Genomic DNA, 19,657 nt, shown 5'->3' on the forward strand with positions numbered 1-19,657 from the left:
GGCTAGACTGAACCCATGCGCGTAGGCATCAGCGTCGAGGAAGCTCTACACGAGGTCACGTCCCGGGCCCGCCCGATCGAAACGACCGAGCGCCTGCCCCTGACCCGAGCCCGTGGCCGGGTGCTCGCCGAGGACCTCGCCGCCCTTTGCGACCACCCGGACGTGGACAACACCGCCGTCGACGGCTACGCGGTGCGCGCCGAGGACACCCGATCGGCCACGCCGGAGCGCCCGGTGCAGCTGGTTCGCATCGGCGAGTCCCCGGCGGGCCGCCCGTTTCCCGGCCGCGTCGGCCCCGGCGAAGCGGTAGCGATCTACACCGGGGCCCCGCTCCCGGAGGGGGCGGACGCGGTCATCGCGGTCGAGGACACCCGGTCTGAGGGGGACGCGGTCTTGGTCTACAAGCCGGCCTCGGCCAAGGACATCCGGCCGAAGGGCGACGACTTCTCCCGCGGCGAGGTGCTCTTAAGGCGGGGGGACGTCCTCACCCCGGGGCGGATCGGGCTGGCGGCGGCAATGGGCCACGCTGAGGTCACGGTGGTGCGCCGCCCGCGGGTGGGCATCCTCTCCACCGGCGACGAGGTGGTTGAGCCCGGCGAGCCCCTGCCACCGGGCGGGGTCTACAACGCCAACAGCTACGCGGTGGGGGCGCTGGTCGAGGAAGCCGGGGGCGAACCGGTCTACCTGGGCCGCGTCGAGGACACCGAGGCCGCCTTGAAGGCCAAGCTCAACGCGGCGGGACCGCTGGACCTGATCCTGACCTCGGGCGGCGTGAGCATGGGCGAGTACGACCTGGTGCGCAAGCTTTTGGAGAAGGAGGGCGAAATCTACTTCTGGAAGATCAAGCAGCGCCCTGGCGGCCCCCCGGTCTTCGCCCGGCTCGGGGACACCCTGGTCTTCGGCCTGCCGGGAAACCCGGTGAGCGCGATGGTGGTCTTCTTCCTCTACGGGCGGCCGATGCTCTTTGCGATGCTGGGACGAAACGATGCCCCCTACCGGCGGATCCGCGTCCGCACCCAGGACTTCTTCAAGGGCGCCGGGGAGAAGGTCGCCTTCCGCCGCGCGGTCCTTGCCTACGACCCCGACGCGGGCTTCTTGGCCAGGAGCGTGGGCAACCAGTCCTCGGGGGTGATCCGCTCGATGGCCTTCGGCGACGCCCTGGTCGTCGTGCCGCCACACCGCCACCTGGAGGCCGGCGAGGCGGCCTGGGCGATCCCGCTCAACCCCGAGCGGCTCGGCCTAGCCGGACTGCATGAGGGCTAGAACGTAGGCCTGCATCCAGGCCGGCAGGTCGTCGGGGCCTCGGGCGGTGATCAGGTTTCCGTCGATCACCGGCGCCTCGTCGAGGTAGGTCGCCCCGGCGTTGACCAGGTCGTCCTTGATCGAGGCGTAGCCGGTGAGCCGCCGGCCCCGGGCCACCCCGGCGCTGATCAGCACCCAGCCGGCGTGGCAGATCGCCCCCAGGGGCTTATTCGCCGCATCGACCGCGCGCACCAGCTCCAGCACCGCGGCGTGGCGGCGGAGCCGGTCCGGGGCGTAGCCGCCCGGGATCAAAAGCCCCTTGAGCTCGGCGGGGTCCACCGCTTCGGCGGCGGCCTCGGCGCGCCAGCCGAACCCGGACTTGGCGCTGTAAAGCCCGGGCTTTGGGGCCACCACCAGCGGGGTGAACCCGGCCTCGCGGACGCGGTAGTAGGGGTAGAGGAACTCTCGCTCGTCGAACAGGTTCTCGATCAGGATCGCAACCTTCACCTTCTCACCTCCCCCTTCAGCATAGACGCGGCGCGTTCAGGTTAGGGGCGGCCCGGCCCGAGCCGCGACAAAAGCTCGTGCACGATGTTCCCGGTCACCCCCCAGATGTCCCGGCCACGCCAGGGGTAATGCCAGACCCGCCGCCCCCGGCGCCACTCGGTGTGGGCGGGGGCGGCCAAGAGCTCGGGGATGGGGACGAAGAGCAGCTCGGCGACCTCCGCCGGGTTGGGAACCAGCGCCCCGGCCGCTCGCACCCGGCCCACGACCGGGAGCACCCAGAACCCCGCCGGCGAGGCCACCGGCCTCAGCGCTCCCAGGACCTCGACCCGGGCGGGGTCCAGGGCCACCTCCTCCTGGGCCTCCCTGAGCGCGGCCTCGACCGGGGACTCCCCGGCCTCGATCGCCCCTCCGGGGAAGCTGATCTGGCCCGGGTGGTGGGCCAGCCGGTCGGAGCGCACGGTGAAGAGCAACGTCCCCTGGCCGGGCGCGGAGCCGCCCAGGATGGGCACCAAGACCGCCGCGGGGCGCAGCCCCGACGGGGGGACTAGCCGCTCGGGGAGGGGTTCGAACAAAGCTGCTCCAGGGCCTTTCGCAAAGTAGCCTCGGGGTCCACGCCGCGGGCGCGGAAGTAGGCCACGACCTCGAGCAAGAGCCGGGGGAGGTCGTCGGCCTCGAGCGCGGCCTTGACGCGCTCGGGGCTGCCCTCGGGGTAGCCCAGCTTTTCCTCGACCTTGACCGCGCGGCTGAGCGCGCCGAGGGCCGCGGGCACCTCGTCACAGGGGGTCTTCTTCTTACCCTCGGCGGCCTTGAGCGCTTCCCAGTTCCTCAGCACCTCCTCGGCGTCCTTGACCTCGACCTCGCCGAAGACGTGGGGGTGGCGGCGGATGAGCTTGTCGACGATCCCCTGCTCGATCTCGGGGTAGCTAAAGGCGCCCGTCTCCTCGCCGATCACCGAGTGAAAGGCCACCTGCAAGAGCACGTCCCCGAGCTCTTCCTTCATCCGCTCGCAGTCCCCGGAGAGGATCGCGTCCGCGGCCTCCGCGGCCTCCTCCAGAAGGTAGGGGACGAGGCTCTCGTGGGTCTGCTTGCGATCCCAGGGGCAGCCGTCCGGGGCGCGCAGGCGGCGCATGACCTGAAGCAGTTTCTCCACGCCTAAAACCTACCACCCGAGGGAGGCCAAATAGAGCCTCAACAGCGTCTCCCCGTAGAAGAACGCCACCACCCCGCCAAGGGCCAGGTAGGGGCCGAAGGGCAGCTTGCGCCGCCGGGCCAAGAGCCCCACCAGTGCCCCCGCGACCACGGCCAAAAACAGCCCCACCATCGCCGGCCAAAACCCGGTCCAGGCGGCGATCATCGCCAGCAGCTTGACGTCGCCAAACCCCAGCGCCACCGGCTCGTCGTCCTCGTCCTCCTCGGACGCGGGCTGGAAGGCCCAGTAGAGCCCCCCGAGCAGGGCCACCGCGCCGGCGGCGAGGAGGCCGGCCTCGAGCCCCCAGACCCCCTTCAAGAAGAGGATCAGGGGAAAGAGCAAGAGCGAGATCGGCTCGGGAAGGTGCAGGTTTTGCCGCGAGAGGCGGTTGTAAAGCGCCAGCAAAAGCGCGAGGCCGGCCCCCGGGACCGCCCCCAACATCGCTCCCACCCAGGCCGCGAGGTAGACCTCGTGCATGCCGATCGGCCAGCTAGGCCGGCCGTCGCGGCCGCGGCGCAAGACGAGGTTGGCGTAGCCCCCGATCAGGGAGAGCAGCCCGGCGGCGAGGAGCGCCCCTTTGAGCGCTTCCTCAAAAGGCACAAAGAGCTTCAGCGCCCCGGCCAAAAGCCCGAGGAAGAGCCCGCCGTAGGTCAGGCCGTCGGGGAGGGTGTAGGTGTCGATGTCGATGAAGGCCAGGGCCACCAGGAGGGCCAAAAAGGCCCAGGCGAAGAGGAGCGCGGGCGGGGACTCAAGGTGCACCCCGGCGAGGGCAAACAGCGCCCCGGTCAGAAGCTCGACCAGCGGGTACCGCGGGGAGATCGGGGCCCCGCAATGGCGACAGCGCCCCCTTTGAACGAGCCAGCTCAGGACCGGGATCAGCTCCAAGGGCCCCAGTCGGTGTCCGCAGGCCGGGCAGTGCGAGGGCGGGTAGACGATCGATACCCCCCGGGGAAGGCGGTGGATGACGACGTTCAAGAACGAGCCCACGACGAGCCCCAGAACGAAACCGAGAATGGCCCACACGGGCTTCATTATGCACGGGTAGAATGAAGCGACATGTTGAGGGGCGAGGACATCGGGATTGACCTGGGCACCGCGTCGGTGCTGATCTACATCCGCGGGCGGGGCATCGTGCTCCGGGAACCCAGCGTGATCGCCATGGTGCGCGACACCAAGAGCGTCAAGGCGGTCGGCGCGGAGGCCTATCGCATGCTGGGGCGGACGCCCGGCAACATCGTGGCGGTGCGCCCGATGAAGGACGGCGTCATTGCCGACTACACGCTGACCGAGCGCATGCTGACCCGCTTTTTGAAGAAGGTGCTCTCGCCGATGTCGCGCTTCTTCAAGCCCCAGGTGATGGTCGGGGTGCCCTCCGGGGTCACCGAGGTCGAGCGCCGCGCGGTGGTGCAGGCGATCGTCGAGGCCGGGGCCAAGCGGGCCTTCCTGATCGAGGAGCCGCTGGCGGCGGCGATCGGTGCCGGCATCGAGATCGCCGAGCCCACCGGCAGCATGGTGGTGGACATCGGCGGCGGCTCGACCGACATCGCGGTCATCTCCCTCGGTGGGATCGTCGTCTCCGAGTCCCTGCGCATCGCCGGAAACGAGTTCGACGAGGCGATCGTGCGCTTCGTGCGCGACCGCCACAAGCTCCTGATCGGGGAGCGCACCGCTGAAGAAATCAAGATCAAGATCGGCGCCGCCAAGCTCACCGGTGACGAGGACGAGCTGATCGCCGAGGTGCGCGGGCGCGACCTGGTCTCCGGCCTCCCCAAGACCGTGGAGATCCGCACCTCGGACGTGGTCGACGCCCTCTCCGAGCCGCTGGAGAAGGTGGTGCTGGGGGTCAAGAAGACCCTGGAGCAGACCCCCCCGGAGCTGGTCTCGGACATCATCGACCGCGGCATCCTGCTGACCGGCGGTGGCGCGCTCTTGAAGAACCTCGACGCGATGCTCGAGGAGGCCACCCAGGTCCCGGTGGTCGTCGCCGAGAACGCGATGGACGCGGTCGCCGTGGGCACCGGAAAGGCCCTGGAGATGCTCGACGTCCTCCACGACACCCTGGTCAGCTCGGACAACGTGCTCAGGAGGTAAGGCGTGGAGCTCCACAAGCTGCTGCCGCACCGCTACCCGTTCTTGCTCGTCGATCGCATCCTCGAAGCCGACGAGACCCGCTTCGTGGTGCAGAAGAACGTGACCTACAACGAGCCCCACTTCCAGGGCCACTTCCCGGAAACGCCGGTGATGCCCGGGGTGCTGATCATCGAGGCGATGGCCCAGGCGGCGGTGGCCTCGCTCCGCTACCACGTCGAGCTCAACGAGGGCAAGCTGCCCTTTTTGGCCGGGGTGGACGAGGCCCGCTTCCTGCGCCCGGTGGTCCCCGGCGACGTCTTGCGCATCGAGGGGGAGCTGCTCTTTTTTCGCCGGGGCCTCGCCAAGGCCCGGGTCGAGGCCCGGGTGGGGGAGGCGATCGCCGCCAAGGCCGTCGTGACCTTCGTCGTCAAAGATGCTTAAGATCCTCGACCGCTACGTCCTAAAGGAAGTCCTCCCGGTGCTCGTGGCCGCGGCGGCGTTCTACACCGCGGTCTTCCTCTTCGGCTTCTTCTACGTGGGCAGCCCCTGGCTCGGCGGGGTGCCGGTGAGCCTGATCTTGAAATGGCTCGGCTATCACGTGCCCGGGGTCCTGGTCCAGGTCATGCCGATGGCCGCGGTCACCGCGGTCATCGTGCCCTTTGGCCGTCTGGCCGCGGAAGGGGCGACGATCGCGGTGGCCGCCGGGGGCATCCCCTTGCGGCGGCTGGCGCTCCCGGTGATCACGATCGGGGCGCTCCTGGCCGGGGTCTCGCTCTACCTCAACGAGTACGTGGCCCCGAAGACGAACGAGAAGGTGCGCGTGCTCTGGTGGGAGGAGATGCACACCAAAGGGCGCGGCCTGGTGCGCCTAAAAGGGCAAAACATTCCGCTGGGCGGGGGGCTCGAGCTCTACTTCGGAGGCTACGACTACGCCCGCGACCGGATGACCCAGATCCGCCTGCAGAAATGGGAGGGCCAGCGGGCGACGATCATCTTCGCCAGGGAAGGCAGCTACCACGGCAACCGCATCGAGCTCAAGGGCTACGCCCTCTACCGCGTCGACTACGGCGCGATCCCGAAGCTCCAACGGGCGGGCCCCGACGAGCTGGCAAGCGCGGTGAAGAAGGTCTTTTTGGGCGCCCTTCTGCCGCAAAACGAAAACGCCACCCTGACGCTCAAGACCGGCCTCGAGCGCGGCGAGGCCATCGCCCGCTACGCCGACCCCCTCGCCGCCGACACCTACAGCCTGAGCCGGGCCTGGGCGCGGGCCCAGGACCCGACGCTGCCCCCGCGGGAGCGCACCGAGGCGGCGCTGATCTTCCACGCCAAACTGGCGCTGCCCTTCGCCAACCTGGTCCTGATCCTGCTCAGCCTTCCCCTGGCGGTGCGCTACGCCCGCACCCCGGGGCTCTCGCTTGGGCTCTCGGTGGTGGTCGCGATCGGCTTTTACCTGGTCTTCTTGCTCTTCCGCTCGCTCGGCGGGGTGGGCCTCCTCCCCCCGGCCCTCGCCGCCTGGAGCGCGGACCTGGTCTTCCTCGCCCTCGGCGCCTGGGGGCTTAGGGAGTGAGCGTGCGCGCGCTCTACCTCGCGGCCTCGCTGGGCGGCGGCCACCAGGCGGCGGCCGACGCGATCCACGAGGCGCTGGGGGGGGCGCGGACGGTGCGCGACTACCTCGCCTACATCCCGGTCTACGAGCGCTGGCCGATCGTGCAGAGCTACTGGTTTTCCCTCCGCTACTGGCCCGCGTTCTACCGCTGGTACTACCGCTGGTCCAACGCCCGGCCCGAGCCCCGGGTGATCACCGCCCAGTTCTCCCGGGTCGGCGCCCGGGCCCTGGCCAGGGACCTCGAGGCCCTGGCCCCCGACGTGGCGATCAGCACCTATCCCCTGGCCGCGGCGCTGGTGGACGGGGCGCGCCGCCTCCACGGCCACGGGGTCAAGAACGTCCTGGTGATGACCGACTTCAAGGCCCACCGCCACTGGGCGAGGCCCGAGGCGGACCTGATCTTCGCCCCCACCGAGGAGGCGCGGGCGGCGCTGGTGGGCTTCGGCCTGCCCGAGGAGCGCGTCGTCTTTTCCGGCCTCCCGGTGCGCCGCGCGTTTCGCGACCTGCCGGATCGCGCGACGCTGAAGGCCGAGCTAGGGCTCGACGGGCGGCCGCTGGTGCTCTTGAACACCGGGGCCGCCGGGGCCTACCGCGCCACCCGGGCGGTGCTCGAGGCCCTCGAGGCCCTCGACCTCCCGCTGGTCGCGGTGGCCTTTTCCAAAGAGAGCGAGAAGGGCATCACCCGTCACGGCCCGGTCGAGCTCAGGACGTGCCCGGTGGGGGCGGCCTTTCCCCGCTACCTCGGGGCCGCCGACCTGGTCGTGGGCAAGGCCGGGGGGATGACCCTCGCCGAAGCCCTGACCGTGGGGCGGGCGCTGGTCATCTTCGAGCCGATCCCCGGCCACGAGGAGGAGAACGCCGCCTGGATCGAGGCCAAGGGAGCGGGGATCTGGGTGAGGCGGCGCAGCGAGCTGGCCCCCACCCTGGCCCGCCTGCTCAAGGACGCGCCCCTCAAAGCGGCCTTCGAGGCTAGGGCCCGGGCCCTGGCCCGGCCAGGGGCCGCGGAGAGGATCGCGGCGCGCATCCGAGGGGAGGTGGGGGCGTGAGCCCCTGGGTCGAGGCCGCCCTCGCCCTCGGCGCCGGCCACTTCCTGGTCCCCTGGACGTTGCACCAGCGCCTCGGCCTCGGCATCGTGGTGCGTGCCCGCGGCGGGCGGGGCGAGGTCGCTTTGACCTTCGACGACGGCCCGGACCCCAGGACCACCCCCCGGGTCCTCGAGGCCCTCGAACGTCACCGCGTCAAGGGCACCTTCTTCATGCTCGGCGCCCGGATCGCGGCCCACCCGGAGCTCGCCCGTGAGGTGGCCGCCGCCGGGCACGAGGTCGCGCTCCACGGCCACCGCCACCGCCACGCCTGGCTGCGGAGCCCCTGGGCCTCGGCGGCCGACCTCGACGCCGGTTTGCGCGCGTTCGAGGCCGCCTTCGGTCACCGGCCCCGCTACTTCCGCCCGCCCCACGGGGGCTGGACCGAGCCCCTCTTTCTCGCAGCACGACGGCGGGGCCTCGTCCCGGTGCAGTGGACCCTCGAGGCCGGCGACTGGGTGCCCAACAGGGCCCCCGGGGCGATCGCCGAAAAGGTCCTTTTCCGCCTCACCCCCGGGGACATCGTGGTGATGCACGACGCCGGACCGGGCGGGGAGAAGAGCCCGGAGGCCCTGGCCCGCCTCCTCCCCGAGCTCAGGGCCCGGGGGTTCAAACCCAAACCCCTCTCGGAGCTGCGCTTGGTCTACGGCACGCCTTCCGAGTGGACCCCGGCCCTCGTCGCCCCGATCGAGGCCGCCTTTTCCCGGCTCTACCGGGTGGAGCCGGTGGTGTTCGGCGCCCACTCGGTGCTGCGCCTCGGCCTCGCGCCCCTGCCCTTCGACGCCGGCCCCTACCCCAGGGGGACGCCGGGCGTCGAGCTGCACCTGGACTCGCGCCGCCTGCGCCGCGCCGGCGAAGCCGGCCCCCTGGCCGCGCTGCGCCACGCCCAAGCCTCGCTCCACGACGTCGCCCGGGTCCTCGCCACCCGGGAGGACCTCAGGGCGGCGCGGGTGGTCTTCGCGATCACCCTCTTCCACGAGCTGCTCGGCCCGCTGGGCTTCGAGCAGGCTTCCCTGCCGCCCCTGGCCGCCCGCCGGCTCGGCATTTGGATGCACCTGCTGCGCCGCGCCTACGGCGGCCGGCCCGCAAAGCCCGTCGCGCCCCGGCTCGTCTACCTCAGCCGCGAGGCGTTCCTTCGACGCTACGGCGAATAGCCATCCCCACCGCGACCCAGAAGACCTCGGCCAGGCCCAGGCTGGGCACCAGGGTGGGGTTGTCGACCAGCCCCATGGCCAGAAAGCCGAAGACGATCGCCGCCAAGAGCGGCTCTCTAGCCCGCCAGGCGGCCCAGGCGACAAACGCATAGAGGAAGAGCCAGCCCACCCCCCCGATCAGCCCGGTCTCCGCGAAGGCGTGTAGCACCAGGTTGTGGGCAATCAGCCAGGCCCCGTAGAAGGGGGTGAGCCAGTCCGGGCAGCGCAGCCCGAGCCGCTCGGCCCCCACCCAGAGGTGGCACCCACCGCGGTAGAGGGAGGTCAGGTAGGGGCCGAGCTGGTAGGCCCCGGACCCGCCCAGGGGGTGGGCGGCGATCGCCGCGATCGCTCCCTCCCAGATCTTGTCCCGGCCCGTGAGCTGGGTGGGGTTCAAAAGCCGGGTCAGGGCGTGGACCTTCCCCCCACCGACCAGGACCAAGAGGGCCAGGGCCAGCCCTCCCGCGGCGGCGGCGATCGCCCGGAGGTAGGCCCGGCCACCGAGGTAGACCCCGACCGCCGCCCCCACCACGAGGGCCAAGAGCGCCCCCCGGCTCCCCGCGAGCAGCAAGACGACGAAGGCCAGGCCGCCGCCCACCCCGCGCAGCCAGCGGGGCAGGCCCGGCGCGCCGACGGCCAGCAAGAGGCCGAGCGCCCCGGAAAGCCCCAGGGAGACCGTGGTGTAGTAGGGGTGCACGAGCCTCGCTCCGGAAAGGAGGCGGGGGCCGAGCTCGAGCCCGCTCACCAGGAGCGCGACCAGGTAGACGACGAGGTAGCCGTAGAGCAGGTACCCGAGCCAGCGGGGTTTTTCCAGGCGAAAGCCGAGGGCCACCAGGGCGGCGATGAAGGCCGCCCGCAAGAGCGCGAGGACCAGCGAGAGCAACGGCCGCTCGGTCAAGAGCGCGGCCAGCGCCTGGCTGAGGGCGAAGGCCACGAGCGCCCGGCGCGCCCAGAGGGGCAGGGCTTGGAAGAACCTGAGCCCCCAGAACCCGAGGAGGTAGATCGGGGGGACGATCGGAACCAAAGCGATGAGCCAGGCCACGCCAGGGATCGTAGCATGCGAGGATGAAACGCGAACTCACCCTGGTGGTCCCCGCGCTGAGGGTGGACACCGTCGGCGCCAAGGGCCTTGGCGTGTCCCGCAGCTACTTCCAAAAGGGGATCAAGGCGAACAACGTGCTCCTCAACGGACGCCCGGCCAAGGCCAAGGACCCGGTCGGCCCCGGCGACGTCCTCGAGGCCAGGACCCTCGGCCGGGTCACCCTGATCGAGATCCTCGGCCAGACCGCCAAGGGCAACTACAAGATCCGCGTGCTGCGCGAGACGTAGGCCTGGAAGGCCTGGCGGTCGAAGGCGTCCTCGTCGGGGAGGGCCGCCCACTCGAGGTAGCCCGCCTTGAGCTCGGGAAACGGGAAGAAGCCTCCTTTGGCCTTGAGGTGGAAGGCCAGCTCGCTCGGCGCGTCCACCCCCTCCTGAAACGCGATCAAGGCCGCCTGGAAGGCCCCATAGCTGGAGAAGGCCTGGCTGCCCACCATCGCCCCCTTGCCCGCGGCCCGGGCCGCGGCGAGCATCGCCAGGCTCTGGGTCACCCCGCTGCGGGCGGGCTTGACGTTCAGAACGTCGAAGGTGTCCAGGATGAGCTCGCGGCGCAGCGCCCGCAAGGTGAAGGCCGAGTCGTCGGCGATCAGCGGCAGGATGCCCGCGGCCTTGAGCTGTTGCCGGACCCCGACCTCCTCGATCGGGACCGGCTCCTCCACGTACAAAAGCCCGAGCGTGCGCCAGGCGGCAAGGTAGCGCGCGGCGGCCTCGGGAGGCAGGGTCTCGTTGGCGTCGGCGTAGAGCTTGACGTCGGGAAAACGCGCGCGAAGGCGCTCGATCCGCCGGGTGTCCGCCGCCAGGTCCCGCCCCACCTTGACCTTGAAGACCCGCACCCCTGCGGCGTGGGCGAAGGCGGCGTCCTCGAGCACCGCCTCCTCGTCGCCGAGGCCGAGGATGTAGCTGACCTCGACCCGCTGCCTGGCCGGCGGCAGGGCCTGCTTGAGCCCCCCCTTCGCCGCCTTGGCCCAGGCGGAAAAGAGCGCCAGGTCCAGCCCCCCCTTGGCCGCGTGGTTGAAGGGCAGCGCGTCCCAGAGGTCGTCCCAGGGCGGGGCGAGCACCCGGCCCTCGATCCGGGGGGCGAGGTAGGCCAGTGCGCCGGCCACGCTGGCCTCGGTCTCCCCGTAGATCGTGGGCCGGATCGCCACCTCCCCGTAGCCTCGGGTACCGTCTTCGAGTACCACCTCGACCAGGCCGTGGCGCAGGGACGAAAGCCGGCTGGACCGGCCCCAGGCGAGCACGCCCCTCAGCGGCAGCTCGAAGACGTGAAGCCAGAGCTCAGTGACCCTCACGCTCCCTCCAGGAAGGCCCGGGCCTCGGCGACCAGCGTCTCCAAGGGCGCGGTGGCATCGAGAAAGCGGGCCCGAGCGCTGGCTTCAAGCACCCGCCGGGGAGCGTCGGGGTCGTAGTTCTTGGCCTCCTCGGCGACGATCTTCAGCGCCCGCCGCACCGCCTCCAAGGGCGCGATCATAAGCGCGCGCTCGAGCGCCGCACGATCCACCACCCCCTCGGCCAGGGCCAGCAGGGCCTCGTCGGCCCGTGCCCGGTCGAAGGCGTCGCCGCGGGTCAAAAGGCGAAAGAGGCGGACCTCGTTCGGGGCCTCGAGCACGATGAAGCGAGCTTGGGGAAGGTGGCCAAGGGCGTAGGAGAGCTCCGCCGCCCCGCGCAGCCCGTCGAAGAGCAGTCGCGGCGCCGGGGGCGCAAAGCCCCGGGCCAGCACCTCGGCCACCCCCCCGGGGTGGCGCCGTTTCCATTCCGCCACCCGGCGAAAGCGCTCGGCGCGGTCCTCGACCGGGGCCTTGAGGATGAAGCGGTCGGTCAGCGCGCGGCGGTTGGGCAGGGTGGGAAGGCCCAGCGCGCGGGCCAGCGTGGTCTTCCCCACCCCGGTCAAACCCACCAGAACGACGAGCGGCTGTTCGGCGACCGGAACCCAACCCGGACGCGGTTCGACTTCAAAGGGCCAGGCCTGCATCGGTCCTATAGCATAAGGGGATGAACCCAGCCCTTGCCCTCCTCTGGGGCCTGGTCCTGGCCGCTTTGGTGGCCGTCTGGATCGGGTACAACCGCCTGGTGGCCGCGAGGAACGCGGTGAAGGAGGCCTGGGCGGGGGTCGAGGCCGAGCTCAAGCGCCGCCACGACCTGATCCCCCAGCTCGCCGCCGCCACCCGCGCCTACGCCGGCCACGAGCGGGACCTCTTCGAGCGGGTCGCCCGCCTGCGCAGCGGGTTCGACCCCGAGGCCGAGGCCGAGGCGACCGAGGCCCTGGTGCAGCTCATCCTGACCGCCGAGGCCTACCCCGAGCTCAAGGCCAGCGCCAACTTCCGCCAGCTGCAGGAGGCGCTGATGGAGGTCGAGGACGCCCTGGCCCTGGCGCGGCGCTACTACAACGGCGCGGTGCGGGTCTACAACACCTTGATTGAGGCCTTCCCCACCCACCTAATCGCCCGGGCCTTCGGCTTCCGGCCCGCCAAGTACTTCGAGGTGCCCACCGCCAAGGAGCGCCTCGCGCCAAGGGTGGCCTTCGATGCGTAGGTGGTGGCTCGTCTTGCCCCTTCTCCTGGGCCTGGCCCAGGCCGAGGAACGGGTGCTCCGCTTCGCCGCCGAGCTCAGCTTGACCTCGAACAACCGCATGGTGGCCGAGGAAACGATCACCGTTCGTGCCGAGGGCGTGCGCATTCGCCACGGCATCTACCGCGACCTGGTCCTGCGTCGTCCCGGCCTGCACCTGGGGGCGACGAGCGGCTTTCGCCTGCGGTCGGCCACGCTCAACGGCCAACCGGTGCGGGCCCGGGTGGAACGGCGTTTCGGCCGCGTTCGCGTCTACCTCGGCGATCCCGACGTGCGCCTGCCCCCCGGCATCTACACCTACCGCCTCGGCTACCAGCTGATCGGCGTGGTCGACGCCAAAGGGACGCTCCTTTGGAACGTCACCGGCAACGACTGGGCCTTTCCCATCGACCGCGCCGAAGCCCGCCTGACCTGGCCCGGGGCCGTGCCGCTGATCGAGGCCCGGGCCTACGTCGGCCCCTTCCTGAGCCAGAAGACGCTTCCCCTCCGGCGCACGCCGGAAGGCCTCCTGGTCTCGGCCGAAGGCCTGGCTCCGGGCGAGGGGCTGACGTTGCTGGCCCGATTCCCCGCAGCGGCCTTCCCCGCGCCCTCGGTGCTCGGCCCCGAGGCGCGCCTCGCGCTTTTGTTCTTCCTCGTGCTCCTCGCCTACTACGCCTGGGTCTGGGAGCGGCTCGGCCGGGATCCCAAGGGCCCGCCCCTGATCCCCCGCTTTAACCCGCCCGAGGGGGTCAGCGCGCCGCTGGCCCGGCGCGTCGTCCGCGCCCAAGCCGACGCCAAGACCTTCGCCGCCGCGGTGCTCGATCTGGCCAGCCGCGGTTTCCTCGCGCTCGAGCCCGGCCACGTCCCCACGCTGCGCAAAACCCCGCGGGGAACCGCCGACCTGCTTCCCGGCGAACTCCGCGCCTTCTACCGGGCCCTGCCCGCCAAGCTCAGGCTCAAAAAGCGCGAGGCCGAGGCGATTCGCCGCGCCCAGGCGGCGCTCGAAGGGGGGCTTTCCCTGGCCACGTCCCGGTACCTGCGCGAAAACAGCCTCCCCTGGCTGCTCGGGGTGCTGGCGGCGGCGCTCTTCTTCGCCGCGCTGGCCTTCTTGGCCGAGCCGGACTTTGCCCTCGCGGTCTTTGGCGCCGTCGGCGTGGGGCTTTACGCCTTCTTAGGCCGGGCGCTGTTACGGCAGGCCATCCTCGCCAGGGAGCGCTACCTGCGCATCCCCGGGGTGGGGCCGGTGAAGGAGCTCCTGCGCATGGGAGGGGCTTTTGTGCTCCTCATCCTCCCCCCGCTCGCGGTCCTCGTCGTGCTTTTGGCCCTGGCTGAATGGCCGCTCGCCGCGAGCGCGGCGGGCACGCTGTTGCTCCTGCCCCTCTTCGGCGTCCTGCTCCCCGCCTACACCAAGGAAGGGGTGCGCTTGCGCAACCACCTCCTGGGCCTCGCCCGCTACCTGGAGATCACCGAGGCGGCCGAGCTCGAGCGCATCCACGCCCCCGAGGACACCCCCCAGCACCTGGCCGCGCTCCTCCCCTACGCGGTGGCCCTGGACGTCGAGGGCCCCTTTGGCCGCCGCCTGGTCCAGGCCCTCAAGCGCGCGGACGACGCCGAGGTGCAAAGGAGCTTTTCCTGGTACGCCCCGGCCGGGCGCTCCGGCGCCCTGCGGGATCCGGCCACCCTGATGCGGCTGCCCTCCCTGGTCGGCACCCAGCTCAGCCGCTCCGTTCAAGCCGCGCTGGCCACCCAACGCAGCGGCGGCACCGGCGGGGGCTTCTCCGGCGGCGGCGTGGGCGGGGGCGGCGGCGGAGGGTGGTAGCCAATCAAAACCGCTCCTAACGGCCTGCTCTGTCGGCTGCGCCTCAGCGCCACGGGCACCTTGGCAAAAAAGACCACAAAGGGCTTGACCTGCTACATGTGGGTCGCATAAACTTGCGATCAGGATGACGCGGTTCGCGAAAAAACCCGGCGCCGGGGGGGCAAGCTAGCCGCTTGTCAGGCTTCCCCTCCGGCCCGGTGTTTCGCGGGCCGGTTTTTTTTGGAGGTGCACCATGCGAGCGAAGACGGAACCCAGCTGGACGCGGCATCGGTGGAACATCATCGACTCCACCCTGCGCGAGGGCGAGCAGTTTGAACGGGCGAACTTCTCCACCACCGACAAGGTCGAGATCGCCAAAGCCCTGGACGCGTTCGGGGTGGAGTACATCGAGGTCACCACCCCCATGGCCTCGCCGCAGTCCCGGAAAGACGCCGAGGCCATCGCAGGGCTCGGCCTCAAGGCCAAGGTGGTGACCCACATCCAGACCAAGCTCGACGCCGCCAAGGTGGCCATCGAGACCGGCGTCCAGGGCATCGACCTGCTCTTTGGCACCTCCAAGTACCTGCGGGCCGCCCACGGCCGGGACATCCCCCGGATCATCGAGGAGGCCCGGGAGGTCATCCAGTTCATCCGCGAGGAAGCCCCCGAGGTCGAGGTGCGCTTTTCCGCCGAGGACACCTTTCGCTCCGACGAGCACGACCTCCTGGCGGTCTACACCGCGGTCGCCCCTTACGTGGACCGGGTGGGGCTCGCGGACACCGTGGGCATCGCCACCCCCCGCCAGGTCTACGCCCTGGTGCGCGAGGTGCGGCGCGCGATCGGCCCCGACGTGGACATCGAGTTCCACGGTCACAACGACACCGGCTGCGCGATCGCCAACGCCTTCGAGGCCATCGAGGGTGGGGCCACCCACGTCGACACCTCGATCCTCGGGATCGGCGAGCGCAACGGGATCACCCCTTTGGGGGGCTTCATCGCCCGGATGTACACCCTCGACCCCGAGTACGTGCGGCAGAAGTACCGCCTTGAGCTCATCCCCGAGCTCGACCGCATGATCGCCCGCATGACCGGGATCGAAATCCCCTTCAACAACTACATCACCGGCGAGACCGCCTTCAGCCACAAGGCGGGGATGCACCTCAAGGCGATCTACATCAACCCCGAGGCCTACGAGGCCTACCCCCCGGAGGCCTTCGGGGTCCAGCGCAAGCTGATCGTAGCCTCCAAGCTCACCGGCCGCGCGGCGATCAAGAAGCGGGCAGAGGAGCTCGGGCTGCACTTCGGCGAAGAGGAGCTTTACCGCCTGACCCACCACATCAAGGCGCTGGCGGACCGCGGCGAGCTGACGCTCGAGGTCCTCGACCAGATCCTCCGGGAGTGGGTGATGGCGTGATGACGGCAGGTGGTTTGATGTACGAGGTGCACGGCCCCCACGCCCCACCACGCACGACGCACCGCGTACGATGCACCTTACGGGCAAAACGCCCGGCACCTCGCGGAGGTTGGCGATGACGCTAGCGGAAAAGATCCTCTCGAGAAAGGCTGGACGCCCGGTGACCCCCGGCGAGCTGGTCGTCGTCGAGGTGGACCACGCGATGACGATCGACTCCATCGTGCCCACGGTGATCGACCGGCTCGAAGAGCTCGGCGCCGAGCCCTTCGACCCCAAGCGGGTCTCGCTGGTCTTCGACCACGTCGCCCCGCCGGCCAACGTCAACGTGGCCAACGCGCAAAAGCGCGGCCGCGAATGGGCCAGGAGGACCGGGGTCAACTTCTTTGAGATCGGCCGTGGCATCTGCCACCAGGTGCTGATCGAGGAGGGGATCGCCCAGCCCGGCGCCCTGATCGTGGGCTCCGACTCCCACTCCACCACCTACGGCGCGATCGGCGCCTTCGGCACCGGCATGGGGGCCACCGACATCGCCTTGGCGATCGCCAGCGGCAAGACCTGGATGCGGGTGCCCGAGTCGGTCAAGGTCGTCCTCAAGGGCACGCCCCCACCCGGGGTCTCGGCCAAGGACGCGGCGCTCGAGATCGTCGGCCGCCTCGGCGCCGACGGGGCCACCTACATGGCGGTCGAGCTCCACCTCGAGGACGGCGCCGAGACCGCCTTCGGCCGTGGCGAGCGGATGACGCTGGCCAACCTGATGATGGAGGCCGGGGCCAAGGCCGGCCTCGTCGTCCCCTCCGGCGAGATCCTCGACCTCTACGAGATCCCGGACTGGCTCTACCCAGACCCCGACGCCCGCTACGCGAAGACCCTCGAGCTCGACCTGAGCACGCTCAGGCCCCGGCTGGCCGCGCCCTTCTACGTGGACAACGTCCACCCGGTCGCGGAGTACGCCGGCACCGAGATCGACTACGTCTTCGTCGGCACCTGCACCAACGGCCGCCTCGAGGACCTGCGCGAGCTGGCCCGGGTGCTCAAGGGCCGCCGCGTCGCCCCCGGGGTGCGACTGCTGGTGGTCCCGGCCTCGGACCAGGTCCTCAAGGAGGCGATCAAGGAAGGCATCGTGGAGACGCTGATCGAAGCCGGGGCGGTCCTCGGCACGCCCGGCTGCGGCCCCTGCATGGGCCGGCACCTGGGGGTCGCCGCCGAGGGCGAGCGGGTGGTCTCGACCGCGAACCGCAACTTCCGGGGCCGGATGGGCGCCCCCTCGTCGGAAATCTACCTGGCGAGCCCGCGCACCGCCGGGCTGGCCGCGGTGCTGGGCCGCATCCCGGGCGAAGACGAGCTGGAGGTGGACGCATGACGACGTCCAGGGTCTGGAAGTTCGGCGACGACATCAACACCGACGACATCCTTCCCGGTAAGTACGCCCCCTTCATGGTCGGCGAGGACCGCTTTCACACCTACGCCTTCGCCCACCTAAGGCCCGAGTTCGCCCGCGAGGTCCGGCCCGGGGACATCCTGGTCTTCGGTAAGAACGCGGGCCTCGGCTCCTCCCGGGAATACGCCCCGGAGGCGCTCAAAAAGCTCGGGATCAAGGCGGTGATCGCGAAGTCCTACGCGCGCATCTTCTTCCGCAACCTGGTGAACCTGGGCATCGTGCCGTTCGAAGCAAAGGAGGTGGTCGACGAGCTCAACGATCAGGACCTGGTGCAGCTGGACTTGGAAAAAGGGATGCTCCGGCGAGGGGATGCCACCTTTCACCTCACGCCCCCGCCCGCGTTCCTGCTCGAGGCCCTGCGGGAGGGCTCGATGTTCGCCTACTTCAAAAAGCACGGCCGCTTTCCCGGGTAAAGTAGGGTCAAAGGAGGCGGCGTGGAGCCCACCATCATCGAATGCCCGGTGTGCCAGGCGGAGATCGAGACCGAGGACCTGGCGGAAGGCCAGCTGCTCGAGTGCGAGGCCTGCCACGCGGTGGTCGAGGTGCTCAGCCTGAAGCCCCTCGAGCTCATGCTGGTCGAGGCGGGCGAGGGCCGGAGCGTGGAGTGCCCCCGCTGCGGCCTGGTGTTTCGGACCTACGACGAGGAGGTGGCCATCTGCCCGGACTGCGGCCACACCTTTACCATCGACGCGACGGAAGCACAGGAGGAGGAATGGGAATGAAGGTAACCATCGAATGCCCTGAGTGCGGTGCGACGATCGAACTGGAAGACCCCGAGCTCGGCGAGCTGGTGATCTGCGACGCCTGCGGCGCGGAGCTCGAGGTGGTAAGCCTGGACCCGCTCACCGTGGAACCCGCCCCCGAGGAAGCGGAGGACTGGGGGGAGTAGAGAACGTGGGGGGTAGGGGGTAGGGTGTAGGCCCACCCGATCACCCACCTCCCACCTCCCATCCCCTACCTCCAAAAGCCATGCTTGCCATCCTTTACGACCGCATCCGCACCGATGAGCGCATGCTCTTCGAGGCCGCCGAGGCGCTGGGCAGGCCCTGGAAGAAGGTCTACCTCCCGCAGCTGAGGCTGGACCTCGAGGTCCCGCCCGGCGACCTTCTGGACGTCAGCGTGGCGCTCGAGCGTTCGGTGAGCCAGTCCCGTGGGCTGGCCGCCGCGCGCTACCTCGAAGCCCTGGGCCGCACCGTGATCAACGCCGCCTCGGTCATCGAGGCCGCCGGCGACAAGTGGGCCACCAGCACCCTGCTCACAAAGGCCGGGGTCCCCCAGCCGAGGACCGCGCTCGCGGTCTCCCCCGAAGCCGCGCTGGCCATCGCCGAGGACTGGGGCTATCCGGTGGTCCTCAAGCCGGTCGTCGGCTCCTGGGGGCGCATGGTCTCCAAGGTCAACGACCGCGACGCGCTGGAGGCCCTCCTCGAGCACAAGGCCTTCATGGGCTTCCAGCACCAGCTCTTCTACCTCCAGGAATACGTGGAAAAACCCGGACGCGACATCCGCGTCTTCGTGGTCGGCGACGAAGCGATCGCCGCGATCTACCGCAAGAGCGCCCACTGGATCACCAACACCGCCCGCGGCGGGGAGGCCGAGAACTGTCCGGTGACCGACGCCATCGCCGAGATCAGCACCACCGCCGCCCGCGCCCTCGGCGGCGGCGTGCTGGCCATCGACCTCTTCGAGTCCGAACGCGGGCTCTTGGTCAACGAGGTCAACCACACGATGGAGTTCAAGAACTCGGTGACCACCACCGGCGTGGACATCCCCAAGAAGATCCTCGCCTATGCCTGGAAGCGCGTCGAATAGCCCCATCTACACCCTCGGCCACGGCCGCCTGAACGCCAAGGCGCTGGTCGAGCACCTCAAGGCGCACGGCGTGGACGTGCTGGTGGACGTTCGCGCCGTCCCCTTCTCGCGTATCAACCCGGACGCCAACCAGGGCACCCTGATCCGGGCCCTCAAGGAGGCGGGCATCGGCTACCTCTGGATGGGCGACCGGCTCGGTGGCCGCCTTCGCGGTCAGAAAGGGCGGCTCGACCTCGCCGGCAAGTGGCAGGACCCCCGGTTTTGGCAGGGCATCGCGCACCTCCTCGGGCTCCGTGCCTCCGGCCGGACCCTCGCGCTCTTTTGCGCCGAGGAGGACCCCCGCCGCTGCCACCGCCGCTTCCTCATCACCCGTGCCCTCCTCGAAAAGGGCGTGACCCCCGAGGAAGTCCGCCACCTGCGCCACGACGGGCGCGTCGAAACCGAGGCCGAGCTCCAGGCCGAAGAGGCCCCGCTGTTTCGCGGCGAGCTCCCCGATTGAAATTCGCTCACGCCTTGAGCGATCTTCGCTCATGCCCTGAGCGGACTGCCTTCGTTCGCTACCGTAACTTTTGTGAACAAAGCACGCGAAAAGGAGCTGCAAAGCGTGCAGATCATGAGCAGCTCCCCTACCATTTGACTTCGAGGATCGAACGATCCCCAACCTTCTCTT

The 19,657-nt window shown here is 70.3% G+C and carries 23 protein-coding genes; 16 read left to right on the forward strand and 7 right to left on the reverse strand.

The genetic code is table 11. From position 1 onward, the window contains the following. The first annotated feature begins 15 nt into the window (after positions 1–15). Positions 16–1,263 carry a molybdopterin molybdotransferase MoeA gene (locus ACZ48Y_RS05725; protein ID WP_464739535.1) on the forward strand — a complete coding sequence of 416 codons (1,248 nt, stop codon included), beginning with the start codon at positions 16–18 and terminating at the stop codon, positions 1,261–1,263. Here the strand turns inward: ACZ48Y_RS05725 and ACZ48Y_RS05730 are convergent. The 4 genes from ACZ48Y_RS05730 to ACZ48Y_RS05745 are packed head-to-tail and all read right to left on the reverse strand — an operon-like array spanning position 1,240 to position 3,961. Further along, positions 1,240–1,749, reverse strand: a complete 510-nt coding sequence (locus ACZ48Y_RS05730) for a type 1 glutamine amidotransferase domain-containing protein (protein ID WP_464739536.1) — start codon at positions 1,747–1,749, stop codon at positions 1,240–1,242. The two genes, ACZ48Y_RS05725 and ACZ48Y_RS05730, sit on opposite strands and share 24 nt — an antisense overlap. Before the next feature lie 41 nt (positions 1,750–1,790). Further along, the gene (locus tag ACZ48Y_RS05735; protein WP_464742840.1) at positions 1,791–2,258 is read right to left on the reverse strand and encodes an NUDIX hydrolase; all 468 of its coding nucleotides are present in this window, start codon (positions 2,256–2,258) and stop codon (positions 1,791–1,793) included. A gap of 35 nt (positions 2,259–2,293) precedes the next feature. Continuing rightward, positions 2,294–2,899: a MazG family protein gene (locus ACZ48Y_RS05740; RefSeq protein WP_464739537.1), complete on the reverse strand. Its 606-nt coding sequence runs from the start codon at positions 2,897–2,899 to the stop codon at positions 2,294–2,296. A gap of 9 nt (positions 2,900–2,908) precedes the next feature. Then, positions 2,909–3,961, reverse strand: a complete 1,053-nt coding sequence (locus ACZ48Y_RS05745) for a prepilin peptidase (RefSeq protein WP_464739538.1) — start codon at positions 3,959–3,961, stop codon at positions 2,909–2,911. 33 nt (positions 3,962–3,994) lie between these two features. Between ACZ48Y_RS05745 and mreB the strand changes: the two genes are divergently transcribed. The 5 genes from mreB to ACZ48Y_RS05770 are packed head-to-tail and all read left to right on the forward strand — an operon-like array spanning position 3,995 to position 8,850. Continuing rightward, a complete protein-coding gene (mreB, locus tag ACZ48Y_RS05750) occupies positions 3,995–5,029 on the forward strand; it encodes a rod shape-determining protein MreB (protein ID WP_464739539.1) in 1,035 nt (344 codons plus the stop codon). 3 nt (positions 5,030–5,032) lie between these two features. Beyond that, positions 5,033–5,449 carry a 3-hydroxyacyl-ACP dehydratase FabZ gene (fabZ, locus tag ACZ48Y_RS05755; RefSeq protein ID WP_464739540.1) on the forward strand — a complete coding sequence of 139 codons (417 nt, stop codon included), beginning with the start codon at positions 5,033–5,035 and terminating at the stop codon, positions 5,447–5,449. Then, positions 5,442–6,575 carry an LptF/LptG family permease gene (locus ACZ48Y_RS05760; protein WP_464739541.1) on the forward strand — a complete coding sequence of 378 codons (1,134 nt, stop codon included), beginning with the start codon at positions 5,442–5,444 and terminating at the stop codon, positions 6,573–6,575. The genes fabZ and ACZ48Y_RS05760 overlap by 8 nt, the downstream gene beginning before the upstream one ends. A 2-nt stretch (positions 6,576–6,577) precedes the next feature. Further along, a complete protein-coding gene (locus ACZ48Y_RS05765; RefSeq protein WP_464739542.1) occupies positions 6,578–7,660 on the forward strand; it encodes an MGDG synthase family glycosyltransferase in 1,083 nt (360 codons plus the stop codon). Continuing rightward, the gene (locus ACZ48Y_RS05770; RefSeq protein WP_464739543.1) at positions 7,657–8,850 is read left to right on the forward strand and encodes a polysaccharide deacetylase family protein; all 1,194 of its coding nucleotides are present in this window, start codon (positions 7,657–7,659) and stop codon (positions 8,848–8,850) included. The genes ACZ48Y_RS05765 and ACZ48Y_RS05770 overlap by 4 nt, the downstream gene beginning before the upstream one ends. On the opposite strand, the gene ACZ48Y_RS05775 is transcribed toward ACZ48Y_RS05770, so the two are convergent. Beyond that, a complete protein-coding gene (locus ACZ48Y_RS05775) occupies positions 8,813–9,928 on the reverse strand; it encodes an O-antigen ligase family protein (RefSeq protein ID WP_464739544.1) in 1,116 nt (371 codons plus the stop codon). The two genes, ACZ48Y_RS05770 and ACZ48Y_RS05775, sit on opposite strands and share 38 nt — an antisense overlap. A gap of 23 nt (positions 9,929–9,951) precedes the next feature. Between ACZ48Y_RS05775 and ACZ48Y_RS05780 the strand changes: the two genes are divergently transcribed. Then, entirely contained in the window at positions 9,952–10,215 is a 264-nt protein-coding gene (locus tag ACZ48Y_RS05780; protein ID WP_464739545.1) for a S4 domain-containing protein, read from the forward strand. Here the strand turns inward: ACZ48Y_RS05780 and ACZ48Y_RS05785 are convergent. Together ACZ48Y_RS05785 and ACZ48Y_RS05790 are read right to left on the reverse strand one after the other, a co-directional pair. Next, a complete protein-coding gene (locus ACZ48Y_RS05785; RefSeq protein ID WP_464739546.1) occupies positions 10,185–11,273 on the reverse strand; it encodes an enolase C-terminal domain-like protein in 1,089 nt (362 codons plus the stop codon). The two genes, ACZ48Y_RS05780 and ACZ48Y_RS05785, sit on opposite strands and share 31 nt — an antisense overlap. Beyond that, positions 11,270–11,953, reverse strand: a complete 684-nt coding sequence (locus ACZ48Y_RS05790; protein WP_464739547.1) for a DEAD/DEAH box helicase family protein — start codon at positions 11,951–11,953, stop codon at positions 11,270–11,272. The genes ACZ48Y_RS05785 and ACZ48Y_RS05790 overlap by 4 nt, the downstream gene beginning before the upstream one ends. Before the next feature lie 20 nt (positions 11,954–11,973). Here ACZ48Y_RS05790 and ACZ48Y_RS05795 point away from each other — a divergent pair, with 20 nt between their 5' ends. From ACZ48Y_RS05795 to ACZ48Y_RS05835, 9 genes are all read left to right on the forward strand, one after another. Beyond that, on the forward strand, positions 11,974–12,513 hold the full coding sequence (locus ACZ48Y_RS05795; RefSeq protein ID WP_464739548.1) for a LemA family protein: 540 nt from the start codon (positions 11,974–11,976) through the stop codon (positions 12,511–12,513). Next, a complete protein-coding gene (locus ACZ48Y_RS05800; protein WP_464739549.1) occupies positions 12,506–14,347 on the forward strand; it encodes a DUF2207 domain-containing protein in 1,842 nt (613 codons plus the stop codon). Before ACZ48Y_RS05795 ends, ACZ48Y_RS05800 begins: the two co-directional genes overlap by 8 nt. A gap of 232 nt (positions 14,348–14,579) precedes the next feature. Further along, positions 14,580–15,740: a homocitrate synthase gene (lysS, locus tag ACZ48Y_RS05805; protein ID WP_464739550.1), complete on the forward strand. Its 1,161-nt coding sequence runs from the start codon at positions 14,580–14,582 to the stop codon at positions 15,738–15,740. Between the two features lie 109 nt (positions 15,741–15,849). Then, on the forward strand, positions 15,850–17,100 hold the full coding sequence (locus tag ACZ48Y_RS05810; protein ID WP_464739551.1) for a 3-isopropylmalate dehydratase large subunit: 1,251 nt from the start codon (positions 15,850–15,852) through the stop codon (positions 17,098–17,100). Further along, positions 17,097–17,591 (forward strand): LeuD/DmdB family oxidoreductase small subunit, encoded by a 495-nt coding sequence (locus tag ACZ48Y_RS05815; protein ID WP_464739552.1) that lies wholly within the window; start codon positions 17,097–17,099, stop codon positions 17,589–17,591. The genes ACZ48Y_RS05810 and ACZ48Y_RS05815 overlap by 4 nt, the downstream gene beginning before the upstream one ends. 21 nt (positions 17,592–17,612) lie before the next feature. Beyond that, positions 17,613–17,900, forward strand: coding sequence for a paraquat-inducible protein A (locus ACZ48Y_RS05820; protein ID WP_464739553.1), 288 nt, complete (start codon positions 17,613–17,615; stop codon positions 17,898–17,900). After that, a complete protein-coding gene (lysW, locus tag ACZ48Y_RS05825; protein ID WP_464739554.1) occupies positions 17,897–18,067 on the forward strand; it encodes a lysine biosynthesis protein LysW in 171 nt (56 codons plus the stop codon). Before ACZ48Y_RS05820 ends, lysW begins: the two co-directional genes overlap by 4 nt. An 80-nt stretch (positions 18,068–18,147) precedes the next feature. Further along, positions 18,148–18,987, forward strand: coding sequence for a lysine biosynthesis protein LysX (lysX, locus tag ACZ48Y_RS05830; protein WP_464739555.1), 840 nt, complete (start codon positions 18,148–18,150; stop codon positions 18,985–18,987). After that, positions 18,965–19,486 carry a DUF488 domain-containing protein gene (locus ACZ48Y_RS05835; protein ID WP_464739556.1) on the forward strand — a complete coding sequence of 174 codons (522 nt, stop codon included), beginning with the start codon at positions 18,965–18,967 and terminating at the stop codon, positions 19,484–19,486. Before lysX ends, ACZ48Y_RS05835 begins: the two co-directional genes overlap by 23 nt. The last annotated feature ends 171 nt before the right edge of the window (positions 19,487–19,657 follow it).

This window comes from Rhabdothermus arcticus, assembly GCF_055382915.1.

What these genes read in the sequence shown, in the direction of transcription:
- ACZ48Y_RS05725 (WP_464739535.1), top strand. Translation starts at nt 16, where the DNA reads ATGCGCGTAGGCATCAGCGTCGAGGAAGCTCTACACGAGGTCACGTCC.
- mreB (WP_464739539.1), top strand. Translation starts at nt 3,995, where the DNA reads ATGTTGAGGGGCGAGGACATCGGGATTGACCTGGGCACCGCGTCGGTG.
- ACZ48Y_RS05760 (WP_464739541.1), top strand. Translation starts at nt 5,442, where the DNA reads ATGCTTAAGATCCTCGACCGCTACGTCCTAAAGGAAGTCCTCCCGGTG.
- ACZ48Y_RS05780 (WP_464739545.1), top strand. Translation starts at nt 9,952, where the DNA reads ATGAAACGCGAACTCACCCTGGTGGTCCCCGCGCTGAGGGTGGACACC.
- ACZ48Y_RS05790 (WP_464739547.1), bottom strand. Translation starts at nt 11,953, where the DNA reads ATGCAGGCCTGGCCCTTTGAAGTCGAACCGCGTCCGGGTTGGGTTCCG.
- ACZ48Y_RS05795 (WP_464739548.1), top strand. Translation starts at nt 11,974, where the DNA reads ATGAACCCAGCCCTTGCCCTCCTCTGGGGCCTGGTCCTGGCCGCTTTG.
- ACZ48Y_RS05800 (WP_464739549.1), top strand. Translation starts at nt 12,506, where the DNA reads ATGCGTAGGTGGTGGCTCGTCTTGCCCCTTCTCCTGGGCCTGGCCCAG.
- lysS (WP_464739550.1), top strand. Translation starts at nt 14,580, where the DNA reads ATGCGAGCGAAGACGGAACCCAGCTGGACGCGGCATCGGTGGAACATC.
- ACZ48Y_RS05815 (WP_464739552.1), top strand. Translation starts at nt 17,097, where the DNA reads ATGACGACGTCCAGGGTCTGGAAGTTCGGCGACGACATCAACACCGAC.
- lysW (WP_464739554.1), top strand. Translation starts at nt 17,897, where the DNA reads ATGAAGGTAACCATCGAATGCCCTGAGTGCGGTGCGACGATCGAACTG.
- lysX (WP_464739555.1), top strand. Translation starts at nt 18,148, where the DNA reads ATGCTTGCCATCCTTTACGACCGCATCCGCACCGATGAGCGCATGCTC.
- ACZ48Y_RS05835 (WP_464739556.1), top strand. Translation starts at nt 18,965, where the DNA reads ATGCCTGGAAGCGCGTCGAATAGCCCCATCTACACCCTCGGCCACGGC.